Raw genomic sequence first — 26,754 nt, forward strand, 5'->3', positions numbered from 1 at the left:
GGGTGATGCGAAAACAAACATCAACTTAGAGTGATCGCGCGCGCCCCCGGCCGGTAAGTCGGGCACCAATGGGTGAGCACCCTCCGCGATAGGGTTGGCCTGCGTCGGCATTATTCGACAATGAGGAGGATGCCGATTGGTGATGCGCCTGGCCGGCGCCGGTTGGCTTCTCGAAGGGCTTATGGTGGCGCCGATATCAGGTTTCGGTTTGCCGGTCTTCTTGCCGTATCCGACACTTGACGCATGGAAAGTATGGTGTCCGAAGACGAGGCCTCAACGGAGTCCGCCGTCCAATTCCCGATCGTCCTGCGTGGATACGACCGTCGGCAGGTCGACGAATACGTGCGGGCGATGGAGAAGCGTGTGGATCGACACGAGAAAGCCCGGAGAACAGCGGAACGTAGGCTCGCCAAAGCCCAGGTTCCGACGCCTCGGACTCCGGAACCGGACCAGGCCAGTGGGTTGGGAAGGCGGATCGAAAAGATTATCGCGGTCGCCAAAGCCGAAGCCGCGGAGATCAAGGAACAGGCCCGCAAGGAAGGCGAGGACCTGCTGGCGACCGCCCAGAAAACCGGCGCCGAGGCGGAGAAAGCCCGCGAGGAGACGGAACGCGCCGCGCATCGCGAGGCCCAACTCATCCTTTCCCGTGCAGGGGAGGAAGCTGCGGCTATCCAAAAGGCGCATCGGGCGGTCCTGTCCGAACTCGCGCAGATCGCGCACGCCGTCAATGAATTGCGTGCTCGCTTCGGTGGCGAGGGCAAGGTCGAAGGTCTTGCCGAGGAGGAGTCCGTGCCCGCGGTCGCCGGCCCGACGTGAGCGCAGTGCGCGGAGCGACGACCCCGCATGGCATTGGGCGATGCTCGCCCTCCACGGCGAGGGCTACTGGTCGCGCCACCCAGGCCTCGCTGGTCCCTCGGCCGCGTGCGGAGCCCTGAGCGGCCGCATCGCTGACTCGCCGACGTGCTTTGGCGCCGTGATCGGTGGTCGAGGCGCAGTCCGCCGACCGCGAAGGGGGAGGTGCCAGTACGACCAAACTCGACGTCGACCGTCACCAGCCACGCTAGCCACTTCGATCGGCCAGGGAAGTCGATGACCCGCCCCGAAGCCCTGTCCCGTCTCGACGAGATCGCCGCCCTCCTGGACTGGCGGCGGCAGTTCTCTCCCGGGAGGTCGTGGATACTGGTGGAGCAGGATCTGGGCATCGCGTTGCCGTCGGACTTCAAGCTGTTGCTTACCCAGTTCACCTGCAGATCCTCGGCGACGAGACGTCGAATACCTCGATAACGTCGACTACACCCTGTACCCCGAACTTGGGGGCTGCCGCCGTGGGGAGCCGACGCCCAAGGCGGAACCTTCTACTGGATCACCGGCTCCACCGATCCCGACCAGTGGAGCATCGCTCACCACGACCAAAGTGCGCAGCAATGGCGCGAGCACCCCGGCCCCGTCACCGAACTACGCTACGAACTTCTGGAACCTCAGGTCCTGGGGCCGGTAGAGCAGTGTGATCGTGGCGGGTTCACCAGCGCGGCCGGCGAGGCCGATCTGCTGGTAGTAGGCGTCGAGCGACTCGAGGACCGACGCGTGCAGGACGAACCGCACGTCGGGTTCGTCGATGCCCGTACCGAATGCCGAGGTGGCGACCAAGACGTCCACATCACCGTCGAGGAAACGTTTGTGGACCTGTTGCGGGCGCGTGCCTTCATTCCAGCGTGGTAGGCCGCCACGCGCACCCCCGCCCGCGCGAGCTCATGCCGCTTGTCTTCGTCGTCACTGAACCGCTCCACCGACAGGTGCAGGTTCGGCCGGGCGGAACCGGCGATCACCTCACGATGGTCCCGCAGGCCGAGCCGCTCGACGATCTCTTCGCGCACCGGGAGCGCGGCGGTGACGGTGAGGACGAGCACCGGTGGATGCCCGAGCTACTCGATCATCGGTGCCAGGCGACGGCAATCGGGCCGGAACTCATGGGCCCAAGCCGAGACGCAGTGTGTCTCGTCGATGACGATCAGGGAAATCTCCAGCTTGTTCAGCGTGTCGAAAACGTCTTCTTTGGACAGTCGCTCCGGCGAGAGGAACAAGTATCCTGCATCGCCTTCCTCGAAGCTTTCCCGCTGATCGTTCTGCAGGGCGATCAGCGTGGACACCACGAGCGTCACGCTGTCCTGCTTCATGGCGGGTACCTGGTAGATCGCGGACTTTCCCGCGCCGGCGGGGAGTACGACCAGTACGCCGCGACCCGCCGCGACGTGCTCCATCGCCTCGATCTGCTCACCGGTGACTGCGGCCCCGGTGTTCCTTGCGGAAACGGCGAATTCATTCGCGGAGGTGTGCGCGGTGCCGATCCGGGGTAGCCAGTCGGTGATCCATCCCGCTTGGCGAAAGGGAACGACGTGAGCCTGAACGATGACGACATCTCCACCACATCGGACAAGGAAACCGAAGGACCGGCCGACTCCGGAGCGAGTCAGGGCACACCGGGCCAGCACGATGGCGGGGCCGATGGCGGTGCCGAAGGCCCGGCTGACTCCGGTGCCGGCGAAGGCACCGCCGGCCAGCACGATGGCGGAGCCGACGGCGGCGCGGACAGTGGCGCGAGCTGATTCGAGCGAGCCGAAGACCGGTACCGGGCAAAGCGGCGAAAGCTTCCCGGTATCGGTCGCCGGCCGCGTTCCGGAAGGTGTCTTGGCCCGGTTGGTCGGTCCCGACATCGAGGGATTCTCCGTCCGGCACTGGGGCCGTGAGCCGTTGCTGCGGCGGACGAGCGGCAAGTTCGGTGATCTGCTCGACCTCGACGGCGTCGACGAAATGCTGTCCCGCCGTGGGCTGCGTACGCCGTTCCTCAGACTGGCCCGCAACGGGTCGGTGGTCGATTCCCGTTCGTTCACCGGCGGCGGCGGGGTCGGTGCCGAAATCGGCGACCAGATCCGCGACGACCGGGTCGCCGCGCTCTTCGCCGAAGGCAGCACCATCGTGCTCCAGGCGCTGCACCGCACCTGGCCGAGCATCATCGACTTCACCACGCGCCTGACCGCCGAGCTCGGCCACCCCGCGCAGGTCAACGCCTACATCACCCCGCCGTCTTCGCAAGGCTTTTCGGCGCATTACGACGTCCACGACGTCTTCGTGCTTCAGCTGGCCGGTCGCAAGCAGTGGAAGGTGCACGCGCCCGTCCACCCGTCGCCGTTGCGCGACCAGCCTTGGGATGAGCACGCCGACGCCGTCGCCGCGCGTGCCCGGGACGACACTCCGGTCATCGACGAAGTCCTGGAGCCCGGTGACGTGATGTACCTGCCTCGCGGCTGGCTCCACTCGGCGAAGGCGCTCGGTGATGTTTCCGCGCACCTGACCGTCGGCATCCACGTGATCACCATCTTCGCCCTGGTGGAAGCGCTCACCGCACTCGCCGGTTCCGACGAACGGCTGCGCGCGTCCCTGCCGCTGGGGATCGACGTCGCGGATTCAGCCCGGCTCGAGGGCCACCTCGAGTCCGCCCGCCGGGACCTGATCGACGTTCTGCGGGCAGTGCCCGGCGAGGACGTCGCCCGGCACGTTCGCGATCGGGCGTGGAAAGGAAACCGTCCGGAACCGCTGGCACCGGTCGCCGCCGCCGAATTCCTGCTTGGTCTTCGCGACGGGGATGCCGTGCGGCGCCGCGACGGCCTGCGTTTCCTTATCACGGGCCCGGCAGACGGCCACGTCGCGCTCGAACTCCCGGATCGCCGCCTCTCGCTGCCGGGGTCCACCTCGACCGCCTTGGCGGCGCTGCTCGACGGGAGCACATGGCGCGTCGGGGAGATCCCGGGGCTGGACCGAACCGATCAGCTCGTGCTCGTGCGCCGCCTGCTCCGGGAAGGCGTACTGATGGCCGCGACCGCATGACCGCGACACCGGCGGACCGCTGCGCGGATTTGGCGGACGCCGCGGGCGATCCAGGTGAAGGCACGGCACCACCCGCGGAGCAGTGGCTGATGATCGAGCATCCGGGCCCGTGGGGACGGCTCGCGCTCAGGGATTCCGGAATCGATCCGACCGCGGTCGCTTCGTTGAGCTCCTGGGCGCGGCGGGTCAACGGCCGGATCGCTTTGATCCGCCGGGTCGCCCGGCGCCCTCCCGCGCGCGAGCTCCCCTATCGCTGGTTCCGGGTTGACGCGCGACCCGGTCACGAAGAGATCCGCACCGGGGAATTCACGAACGCCGCCGAACTCTCTTCGGCCGGCTCCGCTCAGGGGCGCGTGTGGCCGGAGCCTCTCGCTCTCGTCTGCGTTCACGGCAGGCACGACACGTGCTGCGCGGTGCGCGGTCGTTCGCTCGCGGCCGCACTGGCCGCCGAGTTTCCCGAGGCCACGTGGGAATGCAGTCACCTCGGCGGCTGCCGCTTCGCTCCCTCGATGGTTTTGCTGCCGCACGGTTTCACCTTCGGCGGCCTGCGTCCTGGCGACGCGGGCGGCGTCGTCCGCGATTACCTGAGTGGCACGCTCGACACGAAATACCTTCGCGGCCGCTCCTCGTTCGAACCGATGGTCCAAGCGGCTCAACATCACGCACGTGCTGCCACCGGCGCCGTCGGGATCGACGATCTCCGGCCGGTCGAGGACGTACGCGACGGCGGTTCCGGCCGTCGTGTGGAGTTCGCGGGGCCCGACTGCACGGTGTACCTGCGCGAACGACACATACCGGCGAACCGCAGGCTCACGTGTGCCACCGAACCGGTGAGCAGGATCAGGGTGTTCGAGTTACTGGGGCTGCGCTACTAGGGTCTCCATTGACCGGAGATGACTTCCATGGCGACGACGCAGGTGTCATCGTCGGTGTCGGCGGTGCTGAAAGTGCGGAGTGCGTCGAGCTGTTGTTCCAGGCTGCCGCTGAGCGCGCCGACGAGCTCGGCCAGGTGGGAAATGGAGTCCTGGACGGGACGCTCTCGGCGTTCGATGAGTCCGTCGGTGTACAGGGGCAGGACGTCGCCGTCGTCGAACCGCAGCCGCTCCGCGTGGTACGTCGCGTCGGGGAGTGCGCCGAGAAGTCTTCCTTGGATGAGGCAGGGGAGTGGTGCGGCCCTGTTGCCGGAGGATGGACGGCAGGCGCCCAGCGCAGTGTTCGACTGAGCGAAATTCGGGCATGCTCTGAACTCTCCGGTGCGGTTTTGGCGGGTGTCAGTCTGTGCTGGATATCAGGCCGATCCGGTAGGCGAGGACGACTGCTTGTACGCGATCCCGTAGGTCGAGTTTAGTGAGGATTCGAGACACATAGGTCTTCACCGTCTCGGAGGAGATGACCAGTTCCGCGGCGATTTCGGCGTTGGACAGGCCGGCGGCGAGATGTTCGAGCACGTCCAGCTCGCGGGGTGTCAGTGTCCGCACGACGTTGTCTCGTGCCGGGCGGGAGGTGTCGGTGGGGCGGAGCCGTTCGGCGAAGTGGCCGATCAGGCTTCGGGTGACCGCGGGGGCCAGCAGGGACTCGCCGCGGGCGATCGTGCGGACGGCGTCGACCAGCTGCGCCGGCGGTGTGTCCTTGAGGAGGAACCCGCTGGCACCTGCGCGAAGTGCTTCGTACACGTACTCGTCGACGTTGAACGTGGTGACGACCAGCACCTTCACCGGCGCCTCGACGCCGGGGCCTGCCAGCTGCCGGGTCGCCTCGATGCCGTCGAGAACAGGCATGCGAATGTCCATCACGATCACGTCGGGGCGCAACCTTCGCGCGGCCTCCACCGCCGCGCGGCCGTCGGCCGCCTCGCCGACGACCGCGATGTCGGGTTGCGCGGAGAAGATGGTGACATACCCTGTGCGCACCAGTTCCTGATCCTCGCAGATCAGCACCCGGATCGGCTCGGTCATGTGGGGCTCCCTGGAATCATTGCCCAGACACGGAAGCCGCCGTCGCCGGGCAGGGCGCCGGAAACCAGGTCCCCGCCGAGCATACGCACCCGTTCCCGCAGTCCTGTCAGGCCTCGGCCACCGGAGGGGGTGGCCGTGGTGCCGACCGCGGGACCGAGGGTGATCACCTCGACCTCGATGTGGTCCCTGCCGTGCCGGACCAGGACCTTGGTCGGGTTTCCGGTCGCGTGTTTGAGCGCGTTGGTGAGCGCCTCCTGTACCACCCGGTAGGTGGTCAGCTCCACGTCGACGGACCGCGGTAGTTGCTCGCCGTGCTCGGTCCACTCGACGGGCTGACCGGACAGCCGGGCCTGTTCAACCAGATCAGCGACCTTTCCCATGGCAGGCGTCCGGTCAGCGGTCCTGGACTCGCCGGTTGCCTCGAGAATGCCGAGCAGGGTCCGCAGCTCTGTCAACGCCCGGCGTCCGGTGTCGCTGATGGCGCGCAGGCCTGTGCCGGTCCGTTCCGGTGCGGAGTCGACCAGGAATTGCGCCGCGTCCGCCTGAACCACCATCGCGGTCACGTGATGGGTGACCACGTCGTGCAGGTCCCGAGCGATGCGAGCCCGCTCGGCGGCCGCGGCCACCTCGGCCGTCAGCCGTCTCCGTTCAGCCTCTTCCGCGCGCCATCGACGCACGCCGGTGCCGGCCAACCAGATCACCACCAACACGACATAGAACGCGAGAAAATCCGGAAAGCGTTGCGGTGAGCCAAGGTTGTGCAGTGCCATCGTGAGCGCCGCATAACCTGCGGTCAGCACTGCGACAAGCCCCCGACGGAACCGCATTAGGTGCGCGCCGGCGGCGTACAAGGCGAGAAGAATCCCCACCTTGCCGAACGTGTCCGGGTAGCTCTGCACCTGGCCGATCGCGAACGCGGTACCGATGACCGACAGGCATACGGCGGGCATGCGGCTGCGTACCGCGAGCGGCAGGCACATCGCCAGCGTCAGAGCCGCACCGATCACCGCGTCGATGCCACCCGTCTCGCGCCGGGGGAGATCGCCGATCTCCGGGCCGATGTGGGCCACGGTCGGCGCGAATGCCAGCACGGTCACCACCCCCGCCAGCACACCGTCTTTTATGGACAATGGGAGGTCTCGCCACCTGTTGAGTGCGGTGCTGAGGCGGGATGCCGCGCTGGCAAGCATTCGGCGAGCCTAGCGCCGCCGCATGGACACGAGGTGGCCGCGCTTGTGAGCGGCGATGAGCATAGGCACGGCGAGCAGCAGGCTCACGACGACGGGAATGATCGACCCCTCGATGCCGAACTGGCCGCCGGTCACCAACTCCGGGCCCGTCGGTTCGGCGATCAGCAAACCCGCCGACGCATGACCCGAGACCGGGAGGCCGAGCAGCCCGACGGTGGTGTTCCAGGCGAAGTGCAGACCCACGACCGCCCAGATACTGCGCAACCACAGAAAAGTGGCGCCCAACAGGACACCGGCCTCAAGGGCGATCGCGAACCCGGTCCACAACGTGGCGCCGGGATTGGCCAGATGGATGGCACCGAACAGCACAGCGGTGCTCGCCAGCGCGAACCAACTACCCCCCAGCCGTTCCAGCCCCTGCAGCAACAGGCCGCGGAAGAGCAGTTCCTCGGTCACCGCCGCACCGAGTTGCACCCCCACGATGCTCACGACGGTCGCCATGGCGCCACCGGACGCCCACGTGAACGAGAACTCGGTGATCACCACGAGCATCGACACCGCGATGAACGTGAAACCAAGCCCGATGCCGAGCAACGCGTGGATCCCGGCCCGTGCCCTCGCGATCTCCGGCGTGCTTCGCCCCGCGACGTAGCGCATCACCGCCCAGTAGACGGCAACCGCGGCAACCGCGCCCACGACCGCCAGCACCGGCGACCCACCCGACGACAGCGCCGACACCCCGCCGACACCGACTATCCCGACCAGCGTCCACACGATCGGAAACCGCAAGATGCGGCCCGCTCGCCCAGGCTGGTGATCCGCAGGTGCGATCGACCTCGTGTGCATAGCGACCTCCAGATGAACCACGGCCGCACGGTCGGGCGACCCGTGGAAACGCTAGAAGCACACCGGCGTCGACGAATCACCAGTGAGCGGACGATCCGAGTAGCTCTCACGGGGGACATGTCAGTGTTCGCACTGGCGACCTTCATGGGCGACGCCACATTCGACGGTGAACGGCGAGCCCTTCTCGCCCCAACTTCGACTGCTGCTCCCTCGGCCCGCCGACGCCGCAGGCTGCGTTGCTCTGCTCGCAGCCGGGCGGCTGGGCAACATTGGCGAATGGGACACGGTCTATCTGATCGAGGCGGGTTCGATCGAGGGTTACGTGATCGCCGCGCGCGTCCACTGGGCCGAATACGACCTCAGGTTCAACGACGACAACCCACTCGCCTCGGACGACGGGGAGTACGTGGCGGCCCATCCGCCCGTGGGGCAGATCAGATTCGCCGACTCGCCGTTCTGAACGCCGCGGAGCCCTATCACGCTGAACGGGGTCGCTGCCTCACCAGCGCCCGACGGCTGCGGCTCCTCGGTTAGCAATGAGCACCGCTCAGGTCGGGAATCCCGCGCCAGCCGCCAGACGGGTGGGGGTGTTGGAAGCGCCACCGTCGTAGTTGCTTCGTCCGCGCCAGCAACGCATCCGTCGGGCAGCTTGCTCATGCGGCGGTTCGACGACCACGAACCTGAAGTCGGGCTGGCCGAAGGCATGCCACGAACGCTGATCGAAGAGCCGTACGGCGCATTATGTCGATTTCGGACCGAAGACCGCCGCATGTTCATGACCAAGCGATCCACGCTTGCCCGGCACGCGCCCCCGAATCCGCCAGCTAGGTCCGGACAACGATTAAGCAGAACGTCCGGACTTAGTTGGCGGATCACAGGTCACCGGCTCGACTACCCGCCAGGTTCGAGCGGAACGGACAACATGTGTCCTGTCCGGACGAGGTCGGCGGAGTCCGGCGTAGGTGGCGGGCTGGTTCGCGGGTGTCCGGGCAACATGGCGGGACGCGGCTTCGTGAACGGCATGGTAGTCATGGGCGGTGGGAGTTCTGCACGGAGCGGAATCCCGATACCCGGCGCCACGTCAGCTTCGCGATCACGAGGTTTGGCTCCGGGTCATTCCGGCGACAGGAACACGACGATGTCGGTTTCCTTGCCCGGCCGGGGCTCGGGTTCACGCCATCCGATCCGGCGGTAGAAGGCGAGCGTGTCGTGGGCTTGATGCCAGGTCAGCAGCCAGGCGCGAGCGTTGGGTGCGGTCGCGGTGAGATTCGACAGCAGTCGCCGTCCGAGTCCGGTCCCGCGGGCGCGGGGATGCACCCCGAGTTCGTCGATCTCGAACGCTCCGACCAGCAGTTCACCGACCCGGTCGATGCCGAGCCGCTCGGTGACCTTGGAGTAGGCGCGATCGGTCCGAAATGGAGCCTGAGTGGTCCAGCCGGTGACGAAGCCGTCTACCTCGCCGGTGTCGGAAAAGGCAAGGATGGCGCGGAAGCCGGGACGCTGGGCATCTGCCTTCAGCCGCTCCCGAAACGCCGACCGGGTTTCGACCGGGTCTTGGTGTTCCCACGGCGGAGCGGTGAAGACGTCGACGTAGGCGTCGACGAGCTCGTCCGCGACGGTGACGACATCGGAGCCGAAGTACCTCATGGTGACTGAAGATACCGACACAACCTGACTGATTCCCGCACGCCGGACGACGTCGACTTCGAGTCCGTCCACGGCCACGAGCGCACCACCGAGCCGGACACGCTCGATCCCGTTGCCACCGATTTCGCCAAGTAGGTCCGGTGGGTTCCTGAACTGGGTGGGAGGTTCGACCCGCGAAACCCTTCGCGCAAGATGCTCATGAGCGTGCTCGGAGGGATGAGCGAGTCGGAGCAACAGCACGTTCAAGCTCGTGTGCGAGCGGCGATGGACGCTCAGGTGCTCAACGAAGGGCGCCATCAGGGCGGGCGAGCGCCGTATGGGTATGTCGTCACCGATGCCGGTCCGCACCCAAACCCAAGGAAGGCGGCCGAAGGCTTTCGGTTGCGAGTGCTGGTGCCGGACGAGTCGGCTGACGTCGTTCGGCGGATCTTCGAGGAGTACTTAAACGGTAAGGGAGATCGGGCGATCGCGAACGGGCTCAATCGCGATGGCGTGCCGTGTCCCTCCGCGCGGCGGCCGGATCAGAACCGTCATCGGCTCGCGGACGGCTGGCAAGGAAGCACGATCCGATCGATCCTGGAGAGTCCCCGGTACACGGGCTGCGCGTTCTTCGGGCGATGGTCTCGGCAAGAGATGCTGTTGAACCCGGATGATGTCGCTGCGGGCAATGTGACCAGGTTCCGGAGGACGGCGCCGGATCGGGTTGTGCGTTCGCGTAAGCCGGCGCATCCCAAGATCGTGTCGGTCGAGGATTTCCCTGAAGTCCAGTTGCTCAGGCGGTCACGGGCGGCGGGCGGCCTGGCTGCTCGCCGGAAGCTGGAGCGCGGACGGCGGGCCACGAAGTGGGTGTACGCGTTCCGCGGCCGAGTTCGGTGCGGGCACTGTATGCGCAAGATGGAGGGGACGCCCCGCGAGAGCCGGATCTACTACCGGTGCGCGGCGCGGACACTCGTACCCGGCTCTCGCGGATCACCCAAAAAACGTGTACATGCCCGAGGCTGCCGTCATCGAGCCGGTCAACGGGTACATCAGCCATGTCTTCTCTCCAGAGCAACGCGAGAAGACAGTGCTTGCGATGCTCGGAGTGACGGGCGAGGTCGCTGTGAATCCGGAGCGACCCGAGAAAGCGCGGCGGCGGCTCTCGCAGGCCAAGACGCGACTCGCAAGACTTCAGGAGGCGCACGAAGCGGGCGCGGATCCTTGAGCGCTGATCGAACCGTTGCACCGGGGAAGGAGGAGCGCGACGCTGCTGAAGAGGATCTCGCGCGGGCTCCGGCTGAGGAGCCGATCGGCAGAGCCGAGCTCAAAGCGATGGTCGACGCGTTCGGTGAGCTGGGAAGGCAGGTTGGGAACGCGAGCCCGGGAAGACTTCAGGAGCTCTACGGCGAGATCGGCCTGGAGATGGTCTATAACCCAAAAGAGCGGACGGTCGATGTGACCATCCGCCCACTCCGTAGGGTTAATGCGTGTGTCCGAGGGGCGAATCGCCCACTGCGCACACGTCCTCCACCAGCGAACACTGTTGGTTGTGGCGCTATGATGTGCGTTCGAATCCCTGGCGAGGCGCGTGCAGCATCCACTCGAAATCACATCCGCTGTGAACTGCGATATTCCGCGATCGCCCAGTGTCTTTGCGGTCAGGGTGTTGATGCTCGATGACGACTTCCGTGCGGCGCAGGTTCGAGCCCCCGGCAGGACTACCAAAGGATGGGAACGGGGCTGACCAGGGACTTTTCAGCGGCACGTTGGTGGTCGAGGCGAGCTTCGAGCTTCCGGGCTCGGGTGGGAGCCCGTCATGAACGCCAACTCGCAGACAGTTGCTCGGTTTGTCACGGCCTCGATGGGGCTGGTCATCGGGCTCACATTCCTGTTTGGGTTCGGGAACGCCTTGAACCTGGCCTTGAAGCTCCAGGTGCCGGTATTCGTAGCGCCGCTGGTGGCACCTGCTGTTGACCTGACGGTGCTGGGATTGCTCGTCGGTACGCGGCACCTGGCCCTGTCCGGGGCCAGTGAGGACGTGTTGCGGCCGACACGACGCCTGCTGCTGGCCGCGAGCGTGGTGGCCCTGCTGTTGAACGTTGCTGACCCGGTGTTCGCTGGTCAATGGGGTAAGGCGGCGTTCGACGCGGTCGGCCCGCTCTTACTGATCGGTTGGGCCGAGGCTGGCCCGGGCCTACTCCGCGCGCTGAGTGCCGCGAGTATCGATGCCGGATCAATGGAGCGACCGCCCATGTCCTCGTCGGCAGACTCGAATGACGATAGCGCAGAACACGAGGCACGCGAGTCCATGCTCCGAGCAGGCGACAAGCAGGTGGGCGTAGCGGCCAGTCGTGCCGATGACCTTGACGAGGAGCTTGTGGAGCGGGCTCGTCGTGCGGACGCTGAACATTGGCGACGCTACCGGCGTCCCATCTCAGCAGAGACGCTGCGGAAGCAGCTTCGGGTCGGCGCGACGACATCGCGGACCTTGGTGGCGGTGGTTCGTCCTGAAAACGCGCCGGTAAGTACAACCGGGACAGATCTAGGGGCGCCCGTGCTTTCGGTGTGTTTACCTCGCGATGACCGGCTGCTGGAGGTCGCGCAGAACCTGCGCGGCGGGAAGCCTCGGTAACGCAGGTCGGCTACCGTACGGATGCATGTGGACGCACTATGCGCAGTTCACACTTGGTGCGGACGTTCACGAGTTCGCGACGTTGTACAGGGGACTCGGACATGGACATCCCGAGGTGCACCGTGTCCTCGGCGGGCCGGACCACGGTACCCATTACCCGGACCATGAACGGCCCGTGATCGAGCAGGACCGCGATGACTGGTCACTCGAGATGCCCGCCGTGCTATGGCTGCTGAATCAGATCCGCGACGGCGCGACTTCGGCCGAGGACGTCAGGGATTACCTCATCAGCATGAGCAGCCCGCCAGGTGGTTGCTGCTGGGGGTGTGAGTCGGTCGAAGGGACCGAAGCTGAGGTTGTCGCGCGATGTCGGCAGGAACGCGAGGAGTGGCTGGCCCGGTGGAACGACCTGACGCCCTAGTCGCATCCCTATGCCGTGACGGGCTCATCGATCCACGACTGGAATTGCCGCATGCTCGACGATCCAGTTCCCCCACCAGTGATCACTAGCCGGCACGAGTACTGGGAGAAACAGGGATCGTTCGCTCCGTATCGGAGGCGTGACACGTACGAGCGCGTGACCGCAGTGGAAGCGCGGGACTGGCGCTCACGTCGGTGCAAGATCTGCGCTCCGGAACTCCCCGCCGCGTGGCGTGACGAGACGTCCGACTTGCCGTCAACCCACTAGCTGGAGGACGACGGCCGAGCCTACCGGTTTTTCAATAAGGTAGATCGCGCTGCGGCCGCTGAACGGTAGGTGGCTGGTCTGTCGGGGCCAGCTGCGGCTACCCGTACCACTTCCCCGTACGCGGGGCATGCTGATGACCGAGGCCGACCGGCAGACATGAAGGAGGACGTCCTGGTGCGTTACGTCGACACGGTGCTTGGGCACGGTCCGCGGCTGAACGACTGGCTTCGCGACGGCCTGGCTCGCGCCGAGTCGGCCGCGCTCCGGACCGGGTTCCTGAGCCGCCCGGCGGTCGAGGACATGAAGCGAGCACTCACCGCGTTCCTCGCCCGAGACGGGCGCCTCCTGATCGTCGCCGGCGGCGCCCCGGATCAAGCCGATCCGGACGCCTTGATCCAGTTGAGCGAAATGCTGCGCCCCTACCAGCGAGCCGCACTGCGAGTCGTCGTGCACCCGGACGAATTTCAGAATGCGAAGACCTATCACCTGGCGTTCCCGGATGGCCATGGCGAGGCGCTGATCGGATCGCCGAACTTCACATGGGGTGGGATGGATTCGAACCACGAAGCCGCACTGCTGCTCGACTCGCGTGAACCCGGTGAGGCAGACGCCGTAGCCGCGATCCTCGCCGGAACCGAAGCGTTTCGCGACCGCACCGGCTCGACCCCGGTGAGCGAGGACACCCGGCTCCTCCTCGCCGGGCGTCAAGCCGCCAAAGCCAGGCGAGGAGGACGCCGCGCTCGGCAGCTGCGCGCACCACGCACGTTGGAAGAACTCCTGCAACCCGCGATGGATCGAATCGACGCCGCTGCAGGCAACCACACGCCGCTGGCCCGCGGCCTCCAGACCGGTTACGGCGACCTAGACACGGTGATCGGCGAACTACCCGCTGGATCGCTTACCGTCATCGCCGGGCGTCCCGGCGTCGGACGCACCGGCCTGCTGCTCGGGATCGTCCGCCACGTGGCCATACGCAACGGCCTTCGTTCCGCACTATTCAGCCTCGACGCGACACACGAGGACGTCGTCCAACAGCTCGTCAGCGCCGAAACCCGCGTTCGCCATGCCGACATGCGGCGAGGACGCATGACCGACGAGGACTGGACCCGGATTGCCCGCGGCATGACCGAGATCTCCGACGCACCGCTCGTGCTCAACGCCGCGCCAGCACCAGACCTGGATGCTTTGTGCACGCAGATCACCGACCTCACCCAGAATGAACCGCTCCACCTGGTGGGAATCGACCCCGTGAACATGATCGACGCCGGGCTTGACCGCACCGCCAACCGTGAACGCGAGATCTCACGCATCGCCCGACGGCTCAAGATCCTCGCATTGGAACTCGGCGTCCCGATCGTCGTCACGGCCGAACTCGGCCGCACTGTCGAGACACGCTACGACAAGCGGCCCGAACTTGGCGACATGCGTGACTCGGACACCCTCAACCAAGTCGCCGACATCGTTCTGCTCATGCACCGGCCGACCGACATCGCGCGCTCCGGCGAGGTCGAAGTCATGATTGCCAAGCAGCGAAACGGTGACCGGGCAACGGTCGTGCTCGCGCACCAGCCGCACTACGGGCGGTTGGCGTCCCTTGTCGGATCGGAAATCGCCTGGTGGCCATGGGCGTAGCCCCCAGCAGTTATGCTCGATCTCCCGTACGAAACCATGCTCGTCCCCACCGGCACCGCACCGGAAGCAATGGAACGTCCCGTGATCGGGCCGAACGTGGAACGCTGCTGACCCACAGAACGGGCAGGCGCCCGTCAACCCGCCATGCTGTCCCGCCGACAACTCGACATAGGGCGAAACTACGCCGACAATCCCACCTGGCGAGGGCGGCATAGAACCCGATACCGGTGGAGCATCAGCCATACCGTCACGGTAACGCAGCTAGTTGAACGAGGTTCGGAGCGTGTCCTTTCCCCGACTGCCTAGTAAGGGAAAGTCTGCTCATCGATGCCTGTGAGTTCCCAAGACGTGGTCGCTTGCAGCTCGTCATCAGGCGCGACCTGCCGCATGTGCGGCGACCACGCCAGCAGCCGCTGGCCCTCTGGCGGTGCGACCTCGAATTTGCGGGCGTTCGGACCGCCTTCCGGCGCGGGGCCGAGATCGCGGCAGGCATCGCTGGATGGCGCATGATCATGCCAGGAACCGGCACGTCGGAACCTCCCACATGAAGCGTTCCTGCCTCGACCACGACTGCCTGTGGCGGGTCCCCAGATGGCGTGGTGGTAGTCACCGGTTGACTGAACGTGCCTATGACGTGGCCTTCCAAGATGAGCCGCGCCTGACGTAGTTTGACCCGATCACGATCGTTGTACTCGCTCGTACATGCAGCGGTGGCCAGGAAAAACAGGCCCAACATCACCACGAGCACCGCGCTGGTCCACTGCAGCGTCTTGAAGTAAGCCGGCACATCGTTACCCCGGCCGCTTGCCCTGATGCTCGACGACGGCCAGCTCAGTCTGGCCACATGGGCTCATGGTTCCGCGCGATGTGATCCCGGCGGATTACTGGTGTCCGCTCTACTTGATCGCTCGTAACCAACCAAGCACGACCGCTCAGCGGCATGAGCGCGCGTTTGTCGATGCAGGCTCTATGGGGGACCTCCGGTGGCGCAAAACCGACGCCATCGAGGTGTATCGCTGGTTATCCGTAGGTCGCTTGGAGGCGACCGTGTGACACCGGGGCCACTCGACGCCTCTTCGGGACATGTCCTCGTTGCTGGCATGAACGCCGCCCAGGCATGATGCCTGTGTGTAACCCGAGCGCCCAAGTCAGACGACCCGGGGCTCTTCGTGGCTTACGAACTTCAGCCAGGCTGATCGCCCAGCAGCTGAGCTCCTCATTGACAGCCTGCAAATAGTCGACCCGTCGGCGGTCCGTATGGGTATCCGCGAGCAGCTTGACTTGCTGGGCGGTCGGCTACCGGATGGGACCGCGGCCCTCCTGCCTGTGCTGTCGATAGAAGACATCAAAACGCCTCCGCGCTTCTACGATCCCTACGTTGCCTACCGGACGTTCTCGCCAGGCGATCCGATTGCATCCACGCCCGGCAGTGAGGGGGCCGTCGGCAACATGGTGCGGGAGCTGACTGGTCAACAACCAGGCAAGGAGCCGTCGTTCTGGCTGCATCCTGGCACCGGCGTCGATGAGCTGTATCGCAAACGTTGTCGACTCTTGGTGCTCGTAACCGACTACGCGGGGTCGGGCAGAGAGTCGTTGTAGTCGTCGAGGTTCTTGGTGAAGTAACAGCGATTGCCGCTGTTAGGGCTAGGACAGGCAGATACGGATGACCGCGAACCCTCCAGGACGAGCCTCCCGGCACACCGGCACCGCAGACCGTCACCGCCGCCGGTGAGCTCTTCGACGCCCGCCGTGCACACGACCTGTTCGCGCCCGCCTTGCACGCGATGGGTCCGGTCGTGTTGGACCTGACGGCGGTGACGTACCTCAGCTTGGAAGCGGTGGTCCCGCTCGTAGCTGTAGTTGGCCGTTGCGCGGACGAGAACCGCCCGCTTCGGGTACTGGCATCCACCGCCGTACGCCGGAAACTCACCACACTCGGCCTGGACGCCACCATTCCCCTGGACCCGGAATAGACCGTCCACGCCATGGAGGATCGCCCGCGGGCGGCGGCATGGTGAAACCCGGCCACGTGCCGACGGTCAAGGCGCTGAACTGCGGCTACGCCCCCCTTTCGTGATCTAGGCCCCCGATCGGAGCAACGAGCCGGATACCTTTTTACTCCGCCTTGCTGGCGTCGACACCAGGACACGGGCGGTCCGGCACGATGTAGTCCTGCTGGTCGGCGTGATCAGGCCAGGCGGGGGAACAGTATCCGGGCGTTGCGGTGCCTGATGTCCTCGGAGTCCTGGATCGGTGTGGTGAAGTAGGAGACGGCCGGTTCGGGGGCGAAGGGCCAGTCGCTGCCGTAGAGCACGTGTCCGGGTTTGGCGAAGGCGAGCAGTGAGGGCAGGGCCGCCGGACTCGCGGATAGGGCGGTGTCGAAGTAGAAACCGGCGAGATCGTCCAGTATTTCGTTGAGGTCGCGGCCGGTCTGGGCGAAGACGCTCAAGGCGAGGCGATGCGCCGCGTAGGGGACGAACCCGCCGGCGTGGCCGAGGACGAACCTGATACCTGGGAAACGTCGTGGGACGTTGTGGCGCACCAGGTTGAAGGCCGCGCGGGTGGTGTCGAGCAGGAAGTCGGCGGCGAAGGGCGGGATGCCTGGGACAGCGGGACCGGGCAGTTCGGCGGGGTGGACGAGGACGACGGCGGAGCGTTCGTCCAGTGCCGCCATGAGCGGGGCCAGGCTCGGGTCGCCCAGGTAGAGTCCGCGGCTGTTGGCCAGCAGGATCACGCCGTCGGCCGACAGCTCGTCCAGCGCGTACGCCGCTTCGGCGACGGCGGTGTCCACATCGGGAAGGGTGAGCGTGGCGAACAGTCCGAACCTGCTCGGATGTTCCTTGACCAGTTCGGCTCCGAACTCGTTCATGGTGCGCGCCAATGCCGGTGCGTCGGCCCCGTCGTCCAGATGGACGCCGGGAGTGCTGAGGGACAGGATCGCGGTGCCGATGCCCTGCCGGTCCATCAGTTCCAGCGCCAGTTCCGGGCTCCATTCGGGGAGTTCGCGGCCGCCGGGCGCGTGCACGCCGTGGTCGCGTAACCAGTCGCCGTAGCCGGTGGGGATCATGTGCTGGTGGACGTCGACGAAGCCGGTCATGTCTGATCCTCGCTGTGGGGGTGGAGCAGTCGGTTGGCTTGGCGGACGATGTTGTCCAGGTAGCGGCGCGTGGTGGCGGGGTCGTCTGCCGTGGTGGGGTCGATGAGCATGCGGTACATGGCCGCGCCCACGACCATGTCGATCACGGAGTCGATGTCGGCGTCCTCGGCCAGTCGTCCGTCCTTTTTGGCCTGTTCGAGCGCGGCGAGGATGACCTGACGCCGGGGTTGGATGTACTGCTCCCGGTAGGTGGCCAGCAAGGCGGGGTGGCTGACGCTGGAGCCTATGAGCTGGGCGAGCACATCCCGGAACCGTGTGTCGCCGAAGGTGCCGACCCAGGAGTCCATCAGTCGTTCGTCGGGCTGCCGGACCGACGGGTCCGCTGCCGCCCAGATCTCCGTCTCCGGTACGAGGGTGCGTGCTTGCTCGATGGCCTGGGTCAGCAGTTCCTCTTTCGAGGACCAGCGCCGGTAGATGGTCACCTTGGCGATCCCGGCGCGTTTGGCGATCTGTTCGAAGTTCGCGCCTTCCATCCCGCGTTCCGCGAACAGTTCCAGTGCGGTCTTCATGATCAGCTCGTCGGCGTGGGGGTCGCGGGGCCTGCCTCGGGAGCGGCGGGCCGAGGTCATCGGAACTCCACCCGCGCCTGCTCCGGGACGAACCGGGGCCGGTGGCCCGGACGTAGCCGCCAGTCGGGGGTGAGGACGGTACTCATGTGCTGGCGAAGCCTCCTGATTCCTTCTGTTCCGGGGATGCCTTGGGAGAGAACGGATTCGACCGCGTCGAACTGGTAGGGCGTGTTGTCGTGGGCGAACAGTGGCACGGTGCCGGGCGCCGAGGTGAGCAGGTCGTGGATGCTCCGTGCCGCGTCGAGTTGGCGCTCGGTGTCGGCGCCGCCGATCGTCATCTGACGGACCTGGTCGACCGCGAGGTGGGGGAGTGTGTAGAGGGTGTCGCCCATGAACAGCGCGTTTCCGTCGTCCATGCGCAGTAGTACGCACATGTGCCCGGGTGAGTGTCCGGGTGTCGGCAGCAGGATCACGCTGCCGTCGCCGAAGTAGTCCTGGCTCTCGGGAAAGGCGCGGAACGGGCCCGAGTCGAAGCGCGGGAACGTGAGCTTGTCCTTGACCAGGTCGAAGGAGTACGGGTACAGCACGCCGTTGTCCCAGTCGCGCCGATCCACTACCACCGTGGCCTGCGGTAGGTGACGGAGGCCGCCGGCGTGGTCGTCGTGGACGTGGGTGAGGAACACGGTCGTGACGTCCTTGACGTTGTAACCGAGGCGTGACAACTGAACTCGCAGGTCTTGGCCGGTGGTCATCGTGTATTCGTCGCGGTCGCTCAGCAGGCGCGACACCATGGCGTTGTGGTTGTAGTACCCGTCGTGGTCGTGTGCCTGTTCCCAGTGGATCCCGGCGTCGATCATCAGCACGCCGTGCCGGGGATGATCGACGAGGTAGGCGTAGACCGGCACCCTGATCGTCGCCTTGTCGACCAGGGTGCGGACGTAGCCGCTCAGTCCCTCCCAGCCGTCGAGGCCACCGTAGAACTGGCCGAAAGTGACCACGGTGTCGCCGGTGTGCAGCGGGAAGACCCGCACCGCGCCATCGACGATCCGCGTCCGCCCGCCGGGGGCGTCGATGGCGTCCTTACGCTCCTTCGCGGCCTGCGCCAGCCGGTCCTGGCGATACCGGTCGACCCAACCGGTCGACAGCCCGCTCAGCGCACCCAGCACGACCCCGGCGCCGCCCAGCAGCAACGCTCGCCTGGTGCGACCGGCGGCCGGGTTCGCCACATCGCGGCGTCCGCGTAAGGCGGCAACCATCGCTCCGGCCAGGAAGACCGCGGCGGCCAGGCCGAAGAGCACGGGGACGTCCGCGATGTAGAAGACGACCGCGAAGTACAGCCCGAGCGTGCCCAGCCCCGCCGGCACGCCGAGGAACCACCCAACGCGGGCACGCCCGAGGCGCCGTCCGTGCACACCGGGCCACAGCAACCCGATCACCAGGCCGAGCAGCAGCAGGCCGTAGACCACGAGTACCGGTGCCGCCACATCCTTCAGTCGGAGGACGACCAGCCAGACCGCCGCCACTATAAGGGCCAGGGCGAGCACCAGGATCTTGCTCAAGGTCTTCACTGTCCGGCCCACCGCCTTTCAAATACGCAACCGGATACGTTTGCATATTAGACTATGTCGCACCGGTACGGCCACGTGTCCTCGGTTTTGGGGCTCGCCGTTACCTGTGTGGTTTGGCTCGGACGCTGGTGTCGGCGACGCCATTACGACCAGCGCGGTGTCTGATCTCGTTGCGTGTCAACGGGATCCGGCCCTGGGAGGTGGCCGGCGCTGGCGCTGGCGTGGGCGGCGGTAATGGCGAGGAAGGCGTGCGCGAGCATCGCGAGGGTGGTCCAGCGGCACCAGGAGGTCCGGGTCCGGACTTGATGCTGGTCGATGGTGAGTTCCTTGACCAGTGGCGTCCCGCGATCCGGGCCAGCTCGGGCAGCGTGGCAGGACCTGGCTGTAGCAGTGGTAGAACGCGGTCTCGCCGGTGCGCCTGCCCGGTGACCGCGTTCGCCGCTGCCGTCACGTTTCGGATCGGCCGCTGGCTGTCCCACCACCAGCGGTGATGTCGACCGGCGGTGACGTGACCGGCAATGTTTTCCACTTCCGGAACACTTCACCCAGTCGTCATGGAAGCCTTTCGTGCCAGCGGGGCCTGCTCATGGCAGGTCCACCAAATCGGGCTCAGCGGAGCCACTTGTTGTGCTCGACCAAAGGCAGCCGGGCCCAGCGCTCTCCGAGGCCGAAGGTCTTCCCCGCCGCGGTCATGGCGAACGCGATGAGGACGAGCGCGTAGATGACGTGGTATTCGATAAGGGGGTTGGTCGACATGGTCGGTTCGCCCGCGGCGGCCGAGAGCCGAAGACCGATGCCGAGAGTCACGGCGACGCCGATACCGAACAGGCCGGCCATGAACAGCCAGTCGGCCCACCAGGTGCTCGCCAAGGACCGCAGGGTTTCGACGAAGGGCCGACGTCGACGCGGCTCAGGAATCCCTTGGTGGGCGAGCCGCCGTTGAGCCAGGCGTTCTGGGCGGTCGTCGCGTAGCCGAGACCAAAGGTCTTGTCCGCGAATGCCCACAGGAAAAGTAGGCCGGTGAGGACGCGGAGGACCGCGAGGCTCACGGTACCTGGGTGTTTCTTCCTTGTTGTGGTGAACACCGGTGGTTTCGCGCTGTCCGAGGTCGATCGTTGCCATGGGGGCTCCTGGTTCTTTGTTCCCAAATCGGTTGGTTCGAGTCTGTTACGACTCGGTTCGCCGCTCTGGGACCGAAAGGCCCTGATGAGCCGGGCCATCGTCCTAAAGTGCTGCGAAAAGCGCATACGAACGCCGGGAGATCGTGAGGCGGTGCGGGAGAACGGGTTCGCGGAGCAGTCGTCTCGACGGGCGCCTTGTGGTCGCCGAACAGTGAAGGACCGGAGTCCTTTTTGAGTTCGGTGGCCAGGAGTGCGGCCTGTGTGCGGCGCTGGAGGCCGAGTTTGGCGAGGATGCGCGAGACATAGTTCTTCACGGTCTTTTCGGCGAGGAACATGCGTTCGCCGATCTCGCGGTTGGTCAGGCCTTCGCCGATCAGGTCGAAGACCGCGCGTTCCTGCTCGGACAGGCCGGTGGTGGGATCGTCGCGATCACGTTCGCGGCGGATGCGGTTCATCAGCGCGGCGGTCGTACGACTGTCGAGTAGCGAGCCGCCGCCGCGACGGGTATGGCGACCGTAGTCCCCAGCTCGGGCGTGATAGCCGATCGCTCCGGCAAGGAGTAGAACGAAGCCGATCGCCGCCGCCTCTCCCGCAACCGGGTACCAGATTCCGGCCGTCAGGCCGATCGCGCCGAGAATGTCCCGGGTGCCGATGAGGCGGGTCAGCCCGCGACCCGCTCCGAGGCGGCGCATGTTCGACGTGACCGTGCGGAGCAGCAGGGACCTTCTGGAGTCCCGCGACCAGAAAGACGAGGGCTAGTGACCCGGCGAGCGTGGCGATCACGGTCGGCATGACTTCCCCTCAGAACGAGAACGAACTTTCCTTCAGACTGCGACCGCGACTAGGGCTACGTTATTACAGGTGTCGTTCGTACACGGCGCGGTCTTTGCCGGGGCCTTTGAAATCGGCGGTGACCCAAATGTCGTTGACCTTGTAGTCGCTCGGTTGGTTGACGAATCCCATGGCTGGCCACGCGGCGTGTGCTGCGGTGTTTTCTGGCTCGGATGTGAGGTAGAGGCGCTTGGTGCCCCACGAGACGGCTTGGTCACGGACCGCTGTGATCAGGGCCTTCGACACGCCTCGTTGTCGGTAGGTGGGATGTGTCATGACGTCCTGGATGTAGACGTCGTCCGGGGTTGTCCTGGCTGCGGAATGCCATGACAGCTCCGGCGAGCGTGTCGTCGATGGTGGCGACGGGGCAGGTTGAGGAGAACAGGGTGGCGTAGAGCCAGTAGTCCGAGTAGGTGCGTGGCCGAATGTACGGTGCGCCCAGTTCCATCAGGTCGATCACCTGAGGAATGAGTTCCTGGCGAAGTGGCGAGATCTTCATGAGGCTCCTCAGTCGTTCGAGTGGACGAGTTCGGCAATCCGCTGAGCAGCGGTTGCGGGGTCTACCGCGTCGGCGACACTACGGCCGACGATGAGGATGTCCCAGTCGGGACTGGTGATGATCGCGTGGTCCGTCGGGCTGAATCCTCCGGATACCGCCACTGGGAGCTGGGTCCAGGACCGCATCCTGTGTGCTGTGGTCAGGGAGGTCGTGCTGGCGATACCGATGTCGATGTTGGTAGTGATGGTGAAGCCGTCGACACCGGCGTGTTCCATGGCGCTGACCCACTGCTGTGACAACAACGCGGCAGGGGCGTCGAGCATGATGGGTATGCCGAGGCGGCGCCCGGCCTCGACAGCCGCCGAGACGCTGGCCGTACTGGCTGGGCCGATGAGGAGCACGACGTCGGCGCCGGCCTCGGCCGCGAGGACGACTTGGTCACGGCCCCAGTCGGCCGACATCATCTCCGCGATCACGGTCGTCTCCGGTACGTGCATCTTGATCTGTTCTATCGCGCGCAGGCCGACTTCCTTGATCAAGGGGTCACCGACTTCGATGAAGTCGATTCCGGCGGTAGCTGCCGCCTGTGCAACTCGGGTAGCGTCGTCGAGGTTGTGTATGTCCAGTGCGACTTGGATGGCACGGTGACCGCGCCGCCGCCTGAACGTCTCACGGCGCAACCGCGGGTCATTGACGGCTGGCTTTCCAGGCTGGGTTCCCTGAACAAGGTCCGTTGTAAGGCCTTCGGCTACGCGTCGAACGAGCCAGTCAGTGCTCTGTAGTCCACGCGTGACAATTGCGGCACGTGCGGGATCGGTGAGGTTCATCCAGCCACTTCGCGATTCGCGCAGGATGGACAAGAGTGCTCGCCGAGTGGCGTTGGACTCTTCAGCGTCGGCCATGGGGGTGTGCAGGATTCGGAGCCGTTGAAGGATCGTGTGTACGTGGATGGGGCTGTGTGCCCACGTCGGCTCGGCCTTCACGACTGCCAATGCTTCTGCGACGAGCGAGTCTTGCGGTATTGAGGTCATGTGCTGTGAGAGAAGTCCGTGCAGGACGCGTTCTCGCACATGCCAGTTCTCGTCGGCGAGCAGAGTGCGCAAGTAGCCGTTTGCCGCCGTCCGCGATGCTTGCGGCAGGGCAAGTGCGGCCGCGGCTGGTGACTTTGTAGTCGCGATCGTGTACCAGCCGGTCGAAGACGGCTTGGCTGGTCGCGTTCGTGGGGGCGTGGTCGTCGCGCAGGCCTTCGGCGAGTGCTGCGCGCACTCGCCAGTTCCGGTGGTTGAGGAGAACCTCGAGCGGCCCGGTCAAGTCGGTGATGTCACCGAAGAATAGGAAGAAGTACCGGGCGAAGAAGGTTGCTTCCTCGCCCTCGGCGAGGTCGGCCGTGTCGAGAAGGGCGTAGGCGCCCGCCGCATTGAGGTTTGTTCGACGAATACCTTGGCGTCGTTCCAGCATGTGGCGCCGAAGCGACGGAGGAGTCCGAGGAACCATCCGTTGGCGTCTGGCCCGAGTGCCGGATAGACATCCGGCGTCATCAGCAACGCCTTGGCCAGTTCAAGGCTGGCCTCGGCGTCGCTGCGACGAGCGCAGGTGCGCAGGACTTCCCGGTTGGCGAACCTCGCTCCTGCATATAGCGATAGCTGTCGCGTCGTAGGTCGAGTACGTCCTAGGTGTATTGACCTGAGAGGTTGGGAACGCGGCTGGCGGGTGGTTTGCCGGCGAGTGCGGTGTGGCCGCGGTGGTGTTGTAGGTGTGCAGCCAGTCTGGGTAGGCGTCGCGACGCTCGGTCTCGGAGTGGTAGGGGCGGGCGTAGGCCCACCTCGAAGAGGGTGCGGTTGAAGCGTTCGACTTTGCCGTTGGTTTGGGGCCGGTAGGGGCGGGTGCGTTTGTGGACGATGTCCGCGTCGCGCAGCGTGTCGCGCCAGAGGCGGGATTTGTAGCAGGAGCCGTTGTCGGTCAGGACCCGTGTGACGGTGATTCCGTTGCTGGTGAAGAAGGTCTGGGCTCGGTGCCAGAACGCGACTGCGGTCTCTTTCTTCTCGTCGGGCAGGATTTCGCTGTAGGCCAGGCGGGCGGGAGTGGTCGTCGACGGCGTTGTGCAGGTAGCTGGACCCGATCTGGGGTTTGCCGTGTCGGTAGCGGGCGGTGGTGGTGGCTTTCTTGTGCCGTAGGCCGGTGGCTCGGTCGAGGACGCGGTGCCCGCCGCCGTCGGGGATGTTGCCCAGCTTCTTGATGTCGACGTGGATCAGGTCGCCGGGCGCGGGGTGTTCGTAGCGGCGGACCGGCCGTCCGGTGGCCCGGTCCAGGTGCGTGAGCCGGGCCAGGCTGTAACGGCGCAGGACCGCGTGCACCGTGGACGGGTTCAGTCCGAGCAGGTAGGCGATCCGGGCGGGTCCCCACCGGCGCAGGACCCGGACCTTGATGATCCGCCGCTCGGTCCGGGCCGGGGTCCGTGACGGACTGTGACGCGGGCGAGATGAGCGATCGACCATGGCGGCTTCGCCGTCCTCGCGGTAGCGGTCGGCCCAGCGTTTCGCCGTGGACACCGCGACCTGGAACCGTTCCGCGGCACGCCGCAACGGCCAGCCCTCGTCCACGACACACCGGGCCAGGCGCAACCTTCCAGCAGGGGTCAACGGTGCGTTAGCGTGAGTCACGAGGGCCTCCAGGTATCCGGTGCAGATGTCGCAATCCACACCGAACCCGGAGGCCCTCCCTCATACCAAGATCACCCGACTACGTGTCGGCTCGTTCGCAACGTCTCGGGTCAATACAGCTAGGCACGATTGGACGCCGCACAAACTCAGCTGGCGAATGCTCGAGCACGGTGTCGATGACACAGGTGCGGTAGAAGGCAGTGACGACCGACATCCTGTGCGACACCGTGGAGGGCTTGAACCGCCGGACTTCCTGCATCCACCGCACGTACAGCTCGATCTGTGCCCGCCCCGCTGCAGCGGCACAAGTTCACGCTCCTGACACCAGGCGAAAGAGATCCGCAGGCCCGACTCCGAATGCGTCCGAGAGACACCGGTGTAGCGACCGAGGGTAAGCAAGGGCCGTCGTGCGACGGAAGGACTTGACCCCGCCCTTGGGTCAGGCTGAAGCCTGGCCACATGAGGAACAACATCACTTCCACGGCTCGGCTCGCTTCGCCGGTCGGAGGGTTTCAGAAGAGGGAGCGAAGGCCGCGGGTCTTGCGGCGAGTGGCGGTCACGGCGCTGGCTGTCGCGCTGATGATCGGGGTGGCCGCGCCCGGGATGGCCGCCCCGAAGGGCCTGGAAGCGGCTGCCGAGCGGGGACGCCCGGACTTGCAGAAAGCCATGCAGGCGTTCGTCGATATGGGTTTCGCCGGGATGCAGCTGCGTGTGCAGGATCAGCGGGGCGAGTGGTCGGGCAGCGCCGGGGTACGCAAGCTGGGCAAGCCTGGGAAGCCGCGGACGGACGGTCTGTTCCGGATCGGGAGCAACACCAAGACCTTCGTCGCGACCGTGGTGCTGCAACTGGTGGCCGAGGGCAAGATCGGGCTTGACGCCCCCGTGGATGGCTACCTGCCGCAGTTCAAGCTGGACCGGGGGATCACGGTGCGGATGCTGCTGCAGCACACCAGCGGGTTGTTCAATTACACCGGCGACTACTACGCCGGAAAGGCCATGCCGGGGCTTCCCTCGACGGGCCAGGAATGGGTGGACAACCGGTTCCGCACCTACCAGCCGGAGGAACTAGTGCGGTTCGCGTTGTCCAAGGGGCCCCTGTTCACGCCGGGGAAGGACTGGAACTACTCCAACACCAACTACACCCTGGCCGCACTGCTGATCGAGAAGTTCGCACCGGACCACTCCTACGCCGAGGAGATGGAGCGGCGGATCGTGGGGCCGCTGGGCCTGTCCGGCACGGTGGTGCCGGGCGCCCGGGCGGAAATCCCCGGCCCGCACGCCCACGGCTACTACCACTTCCAGGATGCCGGCCAGTGGAAGACGGTCGACGTCACTCGCCAGAACCTGTCCCTGATTTTCGGCGCCGGTGACATGATCTCGACCACCCAGGATCTGCACACGTTCTTCTTCGAGCTGATGAGCGGCAAGCTGTTGCCAGCCTCGCTGCTGGCCGAGATGCGCACGCCGCACCCGAAGAGCGGCTACGGCCTCGGGGTGCACGTACAGGACGCAAACCCGACCTGCGGCGGCACCCTTTTCCTTCACAATGGCAACACCATCGGCTATGGGGCGCTGATGTACAGCACTCCCGACGGCAGTAAGACCCTGACCGCTTCGATAACCGGCGGAGACGCCGAAGTCGACCTGGTAACGGCGTTCCCCAAGGCGCTGGACAAGCTCCTCACCGAGGTGTTCTGCGGGGAGCGGGCCGCGCGCTGAGGACCCGTACACCTTCGAGGTGGCCGTGCGGCGGGAGGACGGGGTTGACCTTGACCTCGGGTCAGGCCGCACACTTGTCGCATGGCTCCCTCGACCACCTCGATCCCGTCGACCGGTGGCGTCACGATCGGTCAGGCGGCGGCATTCGCCGGGATCACGGTGAAGACCGTGCGGCACTACCACCAGCACGGGCTGCTCGACGAACCACGACGCGACAGCTCCGGCTACCGGCGGTACGG

General features: G+C 66.1%; 26 protein-coding genes and 6 pseudogenes. 13 read left to right on the top strand and 19 right to left on the bottom strand.

Translation table 11 applies throughout. The annotated features are described in order from the left end of the window. Positions 1-252: 252 nt before the first annotated feature. On the top strand, positions 253-816 hold the full coding sequence (locus ACZ54P_RS13280) for a DivIVA domain-containing protein (RefSeq protein WP_465461763.1): 564 nt from the start codon (positions 253-255) through the stop codon (positions 814-816). Between the two features lie 639 nt (positions 817-1,455). Here the strand turns inward: ACZ54P_RS13280 and ACZ54P_RS13285 are convergent. Together ACZ54P_RS13285 and ACZ54P_RS13290 are read right to left on the bottom strand one after the other, a co-directional pair. After that, positions 1,456-1,656 carry a helicase-related protein gene (locus tag ACZ54P_RS13285; RefSeq protein WP_465461764.1) on the bottom strand — a complete coding sequence of 67 codons (201 nt, stop codon included), beginning with the start codon at positions 1,654-1,656 and terminating at the stop codon, positions 1,456-1,458. Between the two features lie 266 nt (positions 1,657-1,922). After that, entirely contained in the window at positions 1,923-2,711 is a 789-nt protein-coding gene (locus ACZ54P_RS13290; protein WP_465461765.1) for a DEAD/DEAH box helicase, read from the bottom strand. On the opposite strand from ACZ54P_RS13290, the gene ACZ54P_RS13295 reads away from it, so the two are divergent. Together ACZ54P_RS13295 and ACZ54P_RS13300 are read left to right on the top strand one after the other, a co-directional pair. Continuing rightward, positions 2,686-3,882, top strand: a complete 1,197-nt coding sequence (locus ACZ54P_RS13295; protein ID WP_465461766.1) for a cupin domain-containing protein — start codon at positions 2,686-2,688, stop codon at positions 3,880-3,882. The two genes, ACZ54P_RS13290 and ACZ54P_RS13295, sit on opposite strands and share 26 nt — an antisense overlap. Continuing rightward, positions 3,879-4,757 carry a sucrase ferredoxin gene (locus tag ACZ54P_RS13300; protein ID WP_465461767.1) on the top strand — a complete coding sequence of 293 codons (879 nt, stop codon included), beginning with the start codon at positions 3,879-3,881 and terminating at the stop codon, positions 4,755-4,757. Before ACZ54P_RS13295 ends, ACZ54P_RS13300 begins: the two co-directional genes overlap by 4 nt. Here ACZ54P_RS13300 and ACZ54P_RS13305 read toward each other — a convergent pair. From ACZ54P_RS13305 to ACZ54P_RS13320, 4 genes are all read right to left on the bottom strand, one after another. Next, positions 4,754-5,089 (bottom strand): SpoIIE family protein phosphatase, encoded by a 336-nt coding sequence (locus ACZ54P_RS13305; protein ID WP_465461797.1) that lies wholly within the window; start codon positions 5,087-5,089, stop codon positions 4,754-4,756. The genes ACZ54P_RS13300 and ACZ54P_RS13305 overlap by 4 nt on opposite strands. Before the next feature lie 64 nt (positions 5,090-5,153). Next, complete coding sequence (locus tag ACZ54P_RS13310) at positions 5,154-5,837, bottom strand: response regulator (protein WP_465461768.1); 684 nt, start codon at positions 5,835-5,837, stop codon at positions 5,154-5,156. Next, a complete protein-coding gene (locus ACZ54P_RS13315) occupies positions 5,834-7,027 on the bottom strand; it encodes a sensor histidine kinase (RefSeq protein WP_465461769.1) in 1,194 nt (397 codons plus the stop codon). The genes ACZ54P_RS13310 and ACZ54P_RS13315 overlap by 4 nt, the downstream gene beginning before the upstream one ends. Positions 7,028-7,036: 9 nt before the next feature. Next, positions 7,037-7,816, bottom strand: a complete 780-nt coding sequence (locus ACZ54P_RS13320; protein WP_465461770.1) for a lysostaphin resistance A-like protein — start codon at positions 7,814-7,816, stop codon at positions 7,037-7,039. 223 nt (positions 7,817-8,039) lie between these two features. Between ACZ54P_RS13320 and ACZ54P_RS13325 the strand changes: the two genes are divergently transcribed. Beyond that, positions 8,040-8,333, top strand: coding sequence for a hypothetical protein (locus tag ACZ54P_RS13325; protein ID WP_465461771.1), 294 nt, complete (start codon positions 8,040-8,042; stop codon positions 8,331-8,333). A 653-nt stretch (positions 8,334-8,986) separates the two neighbouring features. Here the strand turns inward: ACZ54P_RS13325 and ACZ54P_RS13330 are convergent. After that, a complete protein-coding gene (locus tag ACZ54P_RS13330) occupies positions 8,987-9,520 on the bottom strand; it encodes a GNAT family N-acetyltransferase (RefSeq protein ID WP_465461772.1) in 534 nt (177 codons plus the stop codon). A gap of 264 nt (positions 9,521-9,784) precedes the next feature. On the opposite strand from ACZ54P_RS13330, the pseudogene ACZ54P_RS13335 reads away from it, so the two are divergent. From ACZ54P_RS13335 to ACZ54P_RS13355, 5 genes and pseudogenes are all read left to right on the top strand, one after another. Beyond that, positions 9,785-10,243, top strand: a pseudogene (locus tag ACZ54P_RS13335) (recombinase family protein); the annotation flags it as partial. A 259-nt stretch (positions 10,244-10,502) separates the two neighbouring features. After that, a complete protein-coding gene (locus ACZ54P_RS13340; protein WP_465461801.1) occupies positions 10,503-10,724 on the top strand; it encodes a hypothetical protein in 222 nt (73 codons plus the stop codon). A gap of 591 nt (positions 10,725-11,315) precedes the next feature. After that, on the top strand, positions 11,316-12,131 hold the full coding sequence (locus ACZ54P_RS13345) for a hypothetical protein (protein WP_465461773.1): 816 nt from the start codon (positions 11,316-11,318) through the stop codon (positions 12,129-12,131). 175 nt (positions 12,132-12,306) lie between these two features. Then, positions 12,307-12,552, top strand: a complete 246-nt coding sequence (locus ACZ54P_RS13350; RefSeq protein WP_465461774.1) for a hypothetical protein — start codon at positions 12,307-12,309, stop codon at positions 12,550-12,552. A 441-nt stretch (positions 12,553-12,993) separates the two neighbouring features. Further along, positions 12,994-14,451: a DnaB-like helicase C-terminal domain-containing protein gene (locus tag ACZ54P_RS13355; RefSeq protein WP_465461775.1), complete on the top strand. Its 1,458-nt coding sequence runs from the start codon at positions 12,994-12,996 to the stop codon at positions 14,449-14,451. A 21-nt stretch (positions 14,452-14,472) separates the two neighbouring features. Here ACZ54P_RS13355 and ACZ54P_RS13360 read toward each other — a convergent pair. Continuing rightward, positions 14,473-14,694, bottom strand: a pseudogene (locus tag ACZ54P_RS13360) (CHC2 zinc finger domain-containing protein); the annotation flags it as partial. A 1,014-nt stretch (positions 14,695-15,708) separates the two neighbouring features. Here ACZ54P_RS13360 and ACZ54P_RS13365 point away from each other — a divergent pair. Together ACZ54P_RS13365 and ACZ54P_RS13370 are read left to right on the top strand one after the other, a co-directional pair. Then, complete coding sequence (locus ACZ54P_RS13365) at positions 15,709-16,050, top strand: hypothetical protein (protein WP_465461776.1); 342 nt, start codon at positions 15,709-15,711, stop codon at positions 16,048-16,050. 152 nt (positions 16,051-16,202) lie between these two features. Continuing rightward, positions 16,203-16,424: pseudogene (locus ACZ54P_RS13370) on the top strand (STAS domain-containing protein); the annotation flags it as partial. A gap of 215 nt (positions 16,425-16,639) precedes the next feature. On the opposite strand, the gene ACZ54P_RS13375 reads toward ACZ54P_RS13370, so the two are convergent. From ACZ54P_RS13375 to ACZ54P_RS13425, 11 genes and pseudogenes are all read right to left on the bottom strand, one after another. Next, a complete protein-coding gene (locus ACZ54P_RS13375) occupies positions 16,640-17,548 on the bottom strand; it encodes an amidohydrolase family protein (protein ID WP_465461777.1) in 909 nt (302 codons plus the stop codon). Further along, complete coding sequence (locus ACZ54P_RS13380; protein WP_465461778.1) at positions 17,545-18,177, bottom strand: TetR/AcrR family transcriptional regulator; 633 nt, start codon at positions 18,175-18,177, stop codon at positions 17,545-17,547. Before ACZ54P_RS13380 ends, ACZ54P_RS13375 begins: the two co-directional genes overlap by 4 nt. Further along, entirely contained in the window at positions 18,174-19,676 is a 1,503-nt protein-coding gene (locus ACZ54P_RS13385; RefSeq protein WP_465461779.1) for an N-acyl homoserine lactonase family protein, read from the bottom strand. Before ACZ54P_RS13385 ends, ACZ54P_RS13380 begins: the two co-directional genes overlap by 4 nt. 109 nt (positions 19,677-19,785) lie before the next feature. After that, positions 19,786-20,105: pseudogene (locus tag ACZ54P_RS13390) on the bottom strand (hypothetical protein); the annotation flags it as partial. Between the two features lie 189 nt (positions 20,106-20,294). Next, entirely contained in the window at positions 20,295-20,555 is a 261-nt protein-coding gene (locus ACZ54P_RS13395; protein ID WP_465461780.1) for a hypothetical protein, read from the bottom strand. Positions 20,556-21,021: 466 nt separating this feature from the next. Further along, positions 21,022-21,525, bottom strand: a pseudogene (locus ACZ54P_RS13400) (helix-turn-helix transcriptional regulator); the annotation flags it as partial. 136 nt (positions 21,526-21,661) lie between these two features. Beyond that, complete coding sequence (locus ACZ54P_RS13405) at positions 21,662-21,913, bottom strand: GNAT family N-acetyltransferase (RefSeq protein WP_465461781.1); 252 nt, start codon at positions 21,911-21,913, stop codon at positions 21,662-21,664. Next, the gene (locus ACZ54P_RS13410) at positions 21,852-22,136 is read right to left on the bottom strand and encodes a hypothetical protein (RefSeq protein WP_465461802.1); all 285 of its coding nucleotides are present in this window, start codon (positions 22,134-22,136) and stop codon (positions 21,852-21,854) included. The genes ACZ54P_RS13405 and ACZ54P_RS13410 overlap by 62 nt, the downstream gene beginning before the upstream one ends. Positions 22,137-22,144: 8 nt before the next feature. Next, the gene (locus tag ACZ54P_RS13415) at positions 22,145-23,239 is read right to left on the bottom strand and encodes an orotidine 5'-phosphate decarboxylase / HUMPS family protein (RefSeq protein ID WP_465461782.1); all 1,095 of its coding nucleotides are present in this window, start codon (positions 23,237-23,239) and stop codon (positions 22,145-22,147) included. A 566-nt stretch (positions 23,240-23,805) separates the two neighbouring features. After that, entirely contained in the window at positions 23,806-24,207 is a 402-nt protein-coding gene (locus tag ACZ54P_RS13420; RefSeq protein WP_465461798.1) for a DDE-type integrase/transposase/recombinase, read from the bottom strand. A gap of 120 nt (positions 24,208-24,327) precedes the next feature. After that, positions 24,328-24,796: pseudogene (locus tag ACZ54P_RS13425) on the bottom strand (helix-turn-helix domain-containing protein); the annotation flags it as partial. Between the two features lie 549 nt (positions 24,797-25,345). On the opposite strand from ACZ54P_RS13425, the gene ACZ54P_RS13430 reads away from it, so the two are divergent. After that, on the top strand, positions 25,346-26,515 hold the full coding sequence (locus ACZ54P_RS13430; protein ID WP_465461783.1) for a serine hydrolase domain-containing protein: 1,170 nt from the start codon (positions 25,346-25,348) through the stop codon (positions 26,513-26,515). A gap of 81 nt (positions 26,516-26,596) precedes the next feature. Then, a partial coding sequence (locus ACZ54P_RS13435) for a MerR family transcriptional regulator (RefSeq protein WP_465461799.1) occupies positions 26,597-26,754 on the top strand: 158 nt, incomplete at its 3' end.

It is taken from the genome of Amycolatopsis sp. NPDC034160 (assembly GCF_055575355.1).